This is a genomic window from Enterobacter sp., from assembly GCF_977039595.1.
Genome location: NZ_CDRQYH010000106.1, coordinates 1 through 9,168, shown reverse-complemented (window position 1 = coordinate 9,168; position 9,168 = coordinate 1). Strand labels below are relative to the sequence as shown.

10 protein-coding genes are annotated in these 9,168 nt (G+C 58.0%); 3 read left to right on the top strand and 7 right to left on the bottom strand.

Going from position 1 to position 9,168, the window contains the following annotated elements:
• Nucleotides 1–37: 37 nt before the first annotated feature.
• The gene (gene metG, locus ACWYRJ_RS19805; protein ID WP_455508473.1) at nucleotides 38–2,110 is read left to right on the top strand and encodes a methionine--tRNA ligase; all 2,073 of its coding nucleotides are present in this window, start codon (nucleotides 38–40) and stop codon (nucleotides 2,108–2,110) included.
• Nucleotides 2,111–2,215: 105 nt separating this feature from the next.
• Here metG and ACWYRJ_RS19800 read toward each other — a convergent pair whose 3' ends face one another.
• Genes ACWYRJ_RS19800 through ACWYRJ_RS19790 form a run of 3 tightly spaced genes read right to left on the bottom strand, consistent with a single transcriptional unit; the run spans nucleotide 2,216 to nucleotide 5,131 of the window.
• Complete coding sequence (locus tag ACWYRJ_RS19800) at nucleotides 2,216–2,686, bottom strand: YehS family protein (RefSeq protein ID WP_008500891.1); 471 nt, start codon at nucleotides 2,684–2,686, stop codon at nucleotides 2,216–2,218.
• Between the two features lie 46 nt (nucleotides 2,687–2,732).
• On the bottom strand, nucleotides 2,733–3,452 hold the full coding sequence (gene btsR, locus ACWYRJ_RS19795; protein ID WP_455508472.1) for a two-component system response regulator BtsR: 720 nt from the start codon (nucleotides 3,450–3,452) through the stop codon (nucleotides 2,733–2,735).
• On the bottom strand, nucleotides 3,446–5,131 hold the full coding sequence (locus tag ACWYRJ_RS19790) for a sensor histidine kinase (RefSeq protein WP_063143803.1): 1,686 nt from the start codon (nucleotides 5,129–5,131) through the stop codon (nucleotides 3,446–3,448). The genes btsR and ACWYRJ_RS19790 overlap by 7 nt, the downstream gene beginning before the upstream one ends.
• Nucleotides 5,132–5,348: 217 nt before the next feature.
• Between ACWYRJ_RS19790 and mlrA the strand changes: the two genes are divergently transcribed.
• Entirely contained in the window at nucleotides 5,349–6,089 is a 741-nt protein-coding gene (gene mlrA, locus ACWYRJ_RS19785; protein ID WP_115875827.1) for an HTH-type transcriptional regulator MlrA, read from the top strand.
• A 69-nt stretch (nucleotides 6,090–6,158) separates the two neighbouring features.
• Nucleotides 6,159–6,272, top strand: a complete 114-nt coding sequence (locus ACWYRJ_RS19780) for a protein YohO (RefSeq protein WP_008500895.1) — start codon at nucleotides 6,159–6,161, stop codon at nucleotides 6,270–6,272.
• Here the strand turns inward: ACWYRJ_RS19780 and ACWYRJ_RS19775 are convergent.
• The 4 genes from ACWYRJ_RS19775 to ACWYRJ_RS19760 form a co-directional block, all read right to left on the bottom strand.
• Nucleotides 6,247–6,984 (bottom strand): ABC transporter permease, encoded by a 738-nt coding sequence (locus tag ACWYRJ_RS19775; RefSeq protein WP_455508471.1) that lies wholly within the window; start codon nucleotides 6,982–6,984, stop codon nucleotides 6,247–6,249. The two genes, ACWYRJ_RS19780 and ACWYRJ_RS19775, sit on opposite strands and share 26 nt — an antisense overlap.
• Nucleotides 6,968–7,918 carry an ABC transporter ATP-binding protein gene (locus ACWYRJ_RS19770; RefSeq protein ID WP_455508470.1) on the bottom strand — a complete coding sequence of 317 codons (951 nt, stop codon included), beginning with the start codon at nucleotides 7,916–7,918 and terminating at the stop codon, nucleotides 6,968–6,970. The genes ACWYRJ_RS19775 and ACWYRJ_RS19770 overlap by 17 nt, the downstream gene beginning before the upstream one ends.
• Nucleotides 7,911–9,068, bottom strand: a complete 1,158-nt coding sequence (locus tag ACWYRJ_RS19765) for an ABC transporter permease (RefSeq protein WP_455508469.1) — start codon at nucleotides 9,066–9,068, stop codon at nucleotides 7,911–7,913. The genes ACWYRJ_RS19770 and ACWYRJ_RS19765 overlap by 8 nt, the downstream gene beginning before the upstream one ends.
• Nucleotides 9,069–9,080: 12 nt before the next feature.
• A partial coding sequence (locus ACWYRJ_RS19760) for a hypothetical protein (protein WP_455508474.1) occupies nucleotides 9,081–9,168 on the bottom strand: 88 nt, incomplete at its 5' end.

The following is a 9,168-nucleotide window of genomic DNA, read 5'->3' as shown; positions in this document are numbered from 1 at the left end:
AAAACCCTTTTCACAGTTAAAAGAAGTAATGCCTACTATGACTCAAGTCGCGAAGAAAATTCTGGTAACGTGCGCACTGCCGTACGCCAACGGCTCAATCCACCTCGGCCACATGCTGGAGCATATCCAGGCTGATGTCTGGGTCCGTTACCAGCGAATGCGCGGCCACGAGGTTAATTTCATCTGTGCGGACGATGCCCACGGCACGCCGATCATGCTGAAAGCGCAGCAGCTGGGGATCTCCCCGGAGCAGATGATTGCCGAAATGAGTCAGGAGCATCAGACTGATTTTGCTGGCTTTGACATCAGCTATGACAACTATCACTCCACGCACAGCGACGAAAACCGCGAGCTGTCGGAGCTGATCTACACCCGTCTGAAAGAGAATGGTTTTATCAAAAACCGCACCATCTCTCAGCTGTACGATCCGGAAAAAGGCATGTTCCTGCCGGACCGTTTCGTCAAAGGCACCTGTCCGAAATGTAAATCCCCGGACCAGTACGGCGATAACTGCGAAGTGTGCGGCGCAACCTACAGCCCGACCGAGCTTATCGAGCCGAAATCCGTGGTTTCAGGCGCCACGCCTGTCATGCGTGACTCCGAGCATTTCTTCTTCGACCTGCCATCCTTCAGCGAGATGCTGCAGGCGTGGACCCGCAGCGGCGCGCTGCAGGAGCAGGTGGCGAACAAAATGCAGGAGTGGTTCGAATCCGGCCTGCAGCAGTGGGATATCTCCCGCGATGCGCCGTACTTCGGCTTTGAAATCCCGAACGCGCCGGGCAAATACTTCTACGTCTGGCTGGACGCGCCAATCGGCTACATGGGCTCCTTCAAGAACCTGTGCGACAAGCGTGGCGACACCGTGAGCTTCGACGAATACTGGAAGAAAGATTCCACGGCAGAGCTGTACCACTTCATCGGTAAAGACATCGTTTACTTCCACAGCCTGTTCTGGCCGGCGATGCTGGAAGGCAGCAACTTCCGCAAGCCAACCAACCTGTTCGTACACGGCTACGTGACGGTGAACGGCGCGAAGATGTCCAAGTCCCGCGGTACGTTCATCAAAGCCAGCACCTGGCTGAACCACTTCGATGCGGACAGCCTGCGCTACTACTACACCGCGAAGCTCTCTTCCCGCATCGACGATATCGACCTGAACCTGGAAGATTTCGTGCAGCGCGTGAACGCGGACATCGTCAACAAGGTGGTGAACCTGGCCTCCCGTAACGCGGGCTTTATCGCCAAACGCTTTGACGGCGTGATGTGTGGCAAAGAGCAACGGCTACAATTTATTGATGGCCCATTCCCTTACGAACTTGTTGAGCTATTTGACCCAGCGTCTGGTGGTTTAATTTCTCGTATTGAAGAATTATATGAAACTAGGGAATTCGGTAAAGCCATTAAAGAAATCACGGAATTAGCTGACAAGTGTAATAAATTTGTCGACGACTACAAACCATGGTTACTGGCAAAAGATCCTGAAAAATCATCTGAACTTCATTCTGTGAGTTCATTTAGCATAGAGCTTTTTAAAGTACTGATGACTCTTCTAAAACCAGTTGTTCCCGAATTGGCAAAACGAGCAGAAGAATTCCTTAATATTGAACTGAAGTGGGATGAAATTGCTACCCCTTTGATTGGCCATAAACTGAACACCTTTAAAGCGCTGTACAACCGCATCGAGATGAAGCAGGTTGAAGCCCTGGTAGAAGCGTCTAAAGAAGAGGTTAAAGCGGCTGCGGCACCGGTCACCGGCCCGCTGGCAGACGATCCGATTCAGGAAACCATTACCTTCGACGATTTCGCTAAAGTCGACCTGCGCGTGGCGCTGATCGAAAACGCGGAATTCGTGGAAGGTTCTGACAAACTGCTGCGCCTGACGCTGGATCTGGGCGGCGAGAAGCGTAACGTCTTCTCCGGCATCCGTTCAGCCTACCCGGACCCGCAGGTGCTGATCGGTCGTCAGACCGTGATGGTGGCGAACCTGGCGCCGCGTAAAATGCGCTTCGGCATCTCTGAAGGGATGGTGATGGCCGCAGGCCCTGGCGGGAAAGATATCTTCCTGTTAAGCCCTGACGAAGGCGCGAAGCCGGGTCAGCAGGTGAAATAACAAAAAAGCCGGAGATTCTCTCCGGCTTTTTTTATGGCATTTTGTTTTCTCCCTCTCCCCGAGGGAGAGGGTCGGGGTGAGGTCATCAGGCCGCCCCTACCGCCTTTACGCCTTCGGGTGATGCACCCGATGGGTCAGCCCGCGCAGGAAATTACGCAGGAACTGGTCGCCGCACTCGCGGTAGTTTTTATGATCCGGCGCGCGCATCATGGCGGTGACTTCCGGCACGGATACGCGGAATTTTTGCTCGGTCATGATCGCCACGATATCGTCCGTTTTCAGCGAGAACGCGATACGCAGCTTTTTCAGCACCGTGTTATTGTTCACGCGACGCTCCAGCGCCAGCTCTGGCGCGGCAGGATCTTTGCCACGCTTATCGTAAATCAGGCCGTTCAGGAAACCGGACAGAATGATATCAGGGCAGCGGACAAAGCCCTCTTCGTCTTCTTTGGTCATCCACGTGTCAAAACTCGCAGACGTGGATTCCATGTCGGACAGCGCAAGAATGCGCACCATGTCGTTATTGTTCGCTTTCAGGGTGTAGCGCAGGCTACGAAGAATATCGTTACTTAGCATAGAGCCTTCGAATGTCGATGATGCAATGGCGCGCAGTGTACCAGCTTTACAGCCCAATAGCCTCTTTCAAACTCTTCAGGTAGCGGCGGCTGACGGGTACCGTTTGCCCGGCACGCAGCACCAGCTCGGCCTGGCCGTTATCTTCCAGGCGGATCTCCTTCAGGTGCGCCATGTTCACCAGATACTGGCGGTGGCAGCGGATCAGCGGCGTGCGGCTCTCGAGCGTGCGCAGGGTCAGCTCGGTAAATCCTTCGTTCCCTTCCGCGCTGGTGACAATCACCCCGCTCAGGCGGCTGCTGACGAACGCCACATCATCCATCTGCAGAAGATAGATCCGGCTGTGCCCGGTGCAGGGGATAAACTTCAGCGGCTGCTGGTTCTCCGGCAGCAGCGTGACGTCCTGTGCGGTTCTCTCCTGGCGTAAACGGGTGAGCGTTTTTTCAAGGCGCTTCTCTTCGATCGGCTTGAGCAGATAGTCAAACGCGTGCTCCTCAAAGGCCTTAACGGCATATTCGTCGAACGCCGTCAGAAACACGATGTAGGGACGATGTTCCGGGTCGAGCATGCCGACCATCTCCAGCCCGCTGATGCGAGGCATCTGAATATCAAGGAACAGCACGTCCGGGCGCAGCTTGTGCACCGCGCCGATGGCCTCAATGGCGTTGGCGCACTCCCCCACAATCTCAATATCCGGCTGCTCCTGCAGCAGAACGCGCAGGTTTTCCCGTGCCAGCGGCTCGTCATCCACAATCAGCACTCTTAACATGCGTTTTCCTCCAGCGGCAGTCGTACGGTAATACGGGTAAATCGGTCGGGCTCGCAGGCGACGGTAATGCCACAGTCATCGCCAAAATGGGCGCGCAGGCGTTTATCCACCAGGCTCATCCCTAAACCGCCGGAGGCGGAAGGCTGGTAAAGCCCGGCATTATCTTCAATATCCAGCACCAGATGGTGGTTAAAACGGCTGGCGGCAATGGTTATCTCCCCTGTACCCAGGAGCTGTGACGTGCCGTGCTTAATGGCGTTTTCGACAATAGGCTGCAGGGTAAAAGCCGGGAGGTGCTGATACGCCAGCTCGTCCGGCACGGAGAGCGTCACCTGCAGGCGCGACTGGAAACGCGCCTGCTCAATCTGCAGATAGGCGTTCACGTGCTCAATCTCGTCGGCGAGGGTCACGATCTCAGACGGCCGCTTCAGATTCTTGCGGAAAAAGGTCGACAGAAACTGCACCAGCTGCGCGGCCTGATCGCTGTCGCGGCGGATCACCGCTTTGAGCGTGTTGAGGGCATTAAACAGGAAGTGCGGGTTGACCTGGGCATGAAGCAGCTTAATTTCAGACTGCGTCAGCAGGGCTTTCTGCCGCTCATACTGTCCGGCGAGGATTTGTGCGGACAGCAGCTGGGCTATCCCCTCCCCCAGCGTGCGGTTGATCGAGCTGAACAGACGGTTTTTTGCCTCATACAGCTTGATAGTCCCCATCACCCGCTGATTTTCCCCGCGCAGCGGAATCACCAACGTGGAGCCCAGCTTGCACTGCGGATGCAGCGAACAGCGATAAGGCACTTCGTTACCGTCGGCATACACCACTTCGCCGGTTTCGATGGCGCGCAGCGTATAGGCTGAGGAGATCGGTTTACCCGGCAGATGGTGATCGTCCCCGGTGCCGGTAAAAGCCAGCAGCCGCTCGCGGTCGGTTATGGCCACCGCGCCGATATCCAGCTCCTTGTAGAGCACCTGCGCGACCTTCATGCTGTTTTCTTCGTTAAACCCCTGGCGCAGTATCCCTTCGGTCGAGGCGGCGACCTTCAGCGCCGTGGCGGAAAACGCCGAGGTGTACTTCTCAAACATAGCGCGCTTGTCGAGCAGAATGCGCATAAACAGCGCCGCCCCCACGGTGTTAGTCACCATCATCGGGGCGGCAATGCTGCTGACCAGGTGCAGCGCATCTTCAAACGGACGGGCAATGAGTAGAATGATCGCCATCTGCGCCATTTCGGCCACAAAGGTAATGGCTCCGGCGGTGAGCGGGCTGAAGACTTTATCCGGACGGCCGCGCTTAATCATATAGCTGTGCACCAGGCCGCCGAGCAGCCCTTCCACGATCGTGGAGATCATGCAGCTCAGCGCCGTCATCCCGCCCATGGAATAGCGATGCAGCCCCCCGGTTAAACCGACAAGGCCACCGACGACGGGACCGCCCAGCAGCCCCCCCATCACCGCGCCAATCGCGCGCGTGTTGGCAATAGAGTCTTCGATATGGAGACCAAAATAAGTCCCCATGATGCAGAAAATAGAGAAGGTGACGTAGCAGAGCAACTTATGCGGCAGACGAACGGTGACCTGCATCAGCGGGATAAACAGGCGCGTTTTGCTCATCAGCCAGGCAATGACAAGAAACACGCACATCTGCTGAAGCAACAGCAGCACCAGATTAAACTCGTACATACTCAAAACCGCACACGCTAAAAACGCGTAACATACACTGATGCGGGTTTACTTTCTTTGAAGCATTCCAAAAAAGCACAAAATCGTGTCCGTTATCACACCTTTTTCTGAATATCGTGCATGCTTCGCATTGTTTGTTCAAAAATCAATCAATCCTTCCTGGTTCGCAAAAGTGGGTCTACAGTTAAGCTGGGAACGCGTAAGCCAGGGGGCGAATATGGCGTTTTACACGATAGGTGAAGTGGCACTCCTTTGTGATATCAATCCCGTTACCCTACGGGCGTGGCAGCGACGGTATGGATTGCTCAAACCGCAAAGGACCGACGGCGGGCATCGCCTTTTCAATGAGGCCGATATTGACCGCATCCGCGAGATTAAGAGCTGGATCGACAACGGGGTGCAGGTCGGCAAAGTGAAGTCTCTGCTGAGCCACGACGACCCGGACACGCAGCACCTCTGGCGCGAACAACAGGAAACCCTGCTGCGGCTCCTGCAGGCAGGCAATCTTCAGCGCCTGCGCGCATGGATAAAAGAGCAGGGCCGCGACTATCCGGCACAGACGCTGATCTCCCATCTTTTCATTCCGCTCCGTCGACGCCTGCAGTGCCAGCAGTCCACCCTGCAGGCGCTGCTCAGCATGCTCGACGGGGTGCTGATCAACTATATTGCCGTCTGCCTTGCCTCAGCGAAGAACAAAGCCGGAAAAGATGCGCTGGTAGTCGGCTGGAACGTGCACGATACCACCCGCCTGTGGCTGGAAGCGTGGATTGCCACCCAGAAGGGCTGGCGCGTGGATGTTCTGGCGCACTCGCTGGCTCAGCTTAAGCCTGAGTTTTTCGACGGCCAGACGCTGCTGGTCTGGTGTGGCGAAGTGCCGTCCGCCACGCAGCAGCAGCTTCTGATGGAATGGCGAGAAAATGGTTACCCGGTTTATTCCCTTGGGCCGGATGAGCCATAACGGCATTTAATGGTTCATTAACAGCTGCGCTTCACCGTATAATTGTTCCGTTAACAACAGGAGCACATGATGAAGGCAACCAAACTGGCCATTATTACCCTTTTTGTCCTGATGGCCGTGAGCGGTATCGGCGGCGTGATGCTGGCAGGGTACTCGTTTATTGTTCGCGGCGGTGTCGGCTGAGGTACAGCGTCAGCCGCTCAAAAAGGCGATCGACGACGATGGCCGCCAGCGCGACCAGCACCGCCCCCTGCACAATATAAGCCGTATTAAACCCGCTTAAGCCGATAATGATCGGCGTCCCCAGCGTATTGGCACCGACCGTCGACGCAATGGTCGCCGTCCCGATGTTAATGATGACCGACGTGCGGATCCCGGCAATAATAACCGGCGCCGCAAGCGGCAGTTCAACCTTGCGCAGCCGCTGGCCGCGACTCATCCCCATCCCTTCTGCCACGCTCAGCACTGACGCCGGTACCGCCGCGAGGCCCGCCAGCGTGCCCTGCAGCACCGGCAATACGCCGTATAGAATCAGCGCAATGATCGCCGGCTGCTGACCAAAGCCCATAACCGGAACCGCTATCGCCAGCACCGCCACCGGGGGAAACGTCTGTCCAATGGCCGCAATCGCCTCCACCAGCGGGCGAAACTCCCGACCCGCAGGTCGCGTGACCGCGATGCCCGCCCCCACGCCCAGCACGATCGCGACAGCGCTTGAGAGCGCAACCAGCCAGAGATGCGCCAGGGCGAGATTAATAAAGCTCTCCTGCTGATACACCGGCCGCGGCAGCCCGGGAAAAAGGCTGTTAAACAGCGCCGCGCTGTGGGGCATCAGAAACAGCAAGGCGACAAAGAGCGCTATCAGCCAGAGGAGCGGATCACGCAGTCCCTTCACGCGTCACCTCCCCGGCCAGCAGATCGCGAAAATGTAAGGTTCCGCACGGCGTCCCGCCGGAGTCCGAGACGGGCAATACCTCGCACTGGCGCGCGACAAACGCGGAGAGGGCATCCCGCAGGCTCATCTGCGCCTGCAGCGGTTCGCCGCTCACCGGCACCTCTTCCCGGCGCATATAGTCGCTGACCGTCCGCAGGGAGAGAAGCCTGACGCCCAGCTCGCTGCGGCCAAAAAACTCGCGCACAAAGTCGTTCTTCGGCCAGGTTAACAGCTCAAGCAGCGAGCCCTGCTGCACCACTTCGCCATGATCCATCAGCACCAGATGGTCGGCCAGGCGCAGGGCTTCATCAATATCGTGCGTCACGAGAACGATCGTGCGTCCGAGAATGCGGTGAATGCGGGTCATCTCCGCCTGCAGCGCCCCGCGCGTGACCGGATCCAGCGCGCCGAAGGGTTCATCCATCAGCAGTACCTGCGGGTTGGCCGCCAGCGCGCGCGCCACGCCCACGCGCTGCTGCTGCCCGCCGGAAAGCTGGTGCGGATAGCGATCGCGCAGCGCAGGCTCTAACCCCAGCAGGGACATCAGTTCATCCACCCGGTCAGCGATTTTCGCCCGCGACCACTTCTCCAGCTGCAGCACGGTGGCGATGTTCTGCGCCACCGTCCAGTGGGGAAACAGGCCGATAGACTGAATGGCATAGCCCATCCGACGGCGCAGCTCCAGCACCGGCAGGCTGCGGATCTCTTCTCCGGCAAAGCGAATCAGCCCGCTGTCATGCTCAACCAGACGGTTGATCATCTTCAGCGTGGTGGATTTTCCCGAGCCCGAGGTGCCAATCAGCACGGAAAACGCCCCCTCGGCAAAGTTCAGGTTCAGATGGCTCGCCGCCGGGCGACCGGCAAAGGTTTTACTGACATCATGAAATTCAATCATTGGCTCTTCTCCCGAGCAGCGCGAGCCATAAGGCAAACAGCGCGTCGACGACAACCGCCAGCGCAATCGTGGGCACCACGCCCAATAGCACCAGATCCAGGGCACTGCTCAGCAGCCCCTGGAACACCAGTGCGCCAAAACCACCCGCGCCAATCAGCGCCGCAATCACAGCCATGCCGACGGTCTGGACCGCCACCACCCGCAGGCTGCGCAGCAGCAGGGGCAGCGCCAGCGGGAGCTGAATCTTCCAGAAACACTGCCGCGCGCTCATTCCCATCGCATGGGCGCTTTCCAGCACGTCAGGTGCGACCTGACCTAAGCCCGCGACCACGCCGCGCACCAGCGGAAGCAGCGCATACAGCACCAGCGCGATAAGCGCGGGCGTTAACCCCGTCCCGGCGACACCGAGCGTTCCGAGCACCGGGAATGACTTCACCAGCCCCGCCAGCGGGGCAATCAGCAGGCCAAACAGCGCAACGGATGGAATGGTCTGGATAACGTTGAGTACGGCAAAAACCCCACCCTGGCGTGAAGGATGTCGATAGCACCACATGCCAAGGGGGATCCCAACCAGAAGCGCCGGAACGAGCGTACCGAAGAGGATCGTCAGGTGCTGAGCGAGGGCATCATCAAACACCTCCTGACGGTTGGCGTACTCTTTTAGCAGCGAGAGGTTGTTCAGCTCACCGCTGAACAGCAGGAACAATGGAATACACCATATCTGCGCATTGAGCACCCAGCGCCAGACCGCGCTGGCGATGAGTCGACGAATGGCATCGCTGCAGGCCAGCAGACACAGCGCCAGCCACAGCCACAGGCCGCTGCCGATAGTGGTTCTCGCGAGCGGACTTTCCGCCGATGCCATATGCGTCGCCGCCAGTCCGGCGCTCCAGAACAGCACGATGAAGAGCCCTTCAGAGAGGAGCAGCGTCAGCCACTGCGCCGGGCGTCCCTGCCAGAGCGACAGGATCACCCACGCGCTCAGCGACGCCACAAGCCACGCCGGCGTAAACGACCAGACCTGCCAGAGCGCTTTGCCCTCCCCCGACATCAGGCGGTTTGGGGCAACGTTGACAAACGGTAACGCGACCGCCGCGATAGCCACGCAGGCCAGCAGCAGCAGGACGCGGTTATGACATTTTATTGGCACAGCCCTTTCCCGTTACTTCACAAGCCCTTGTTGTTTCAGGAAGTCGGCGGCCACTTTTTTGGCATCCAGCCCCTCGACGGCAATGCTGGCATTCAGCTGC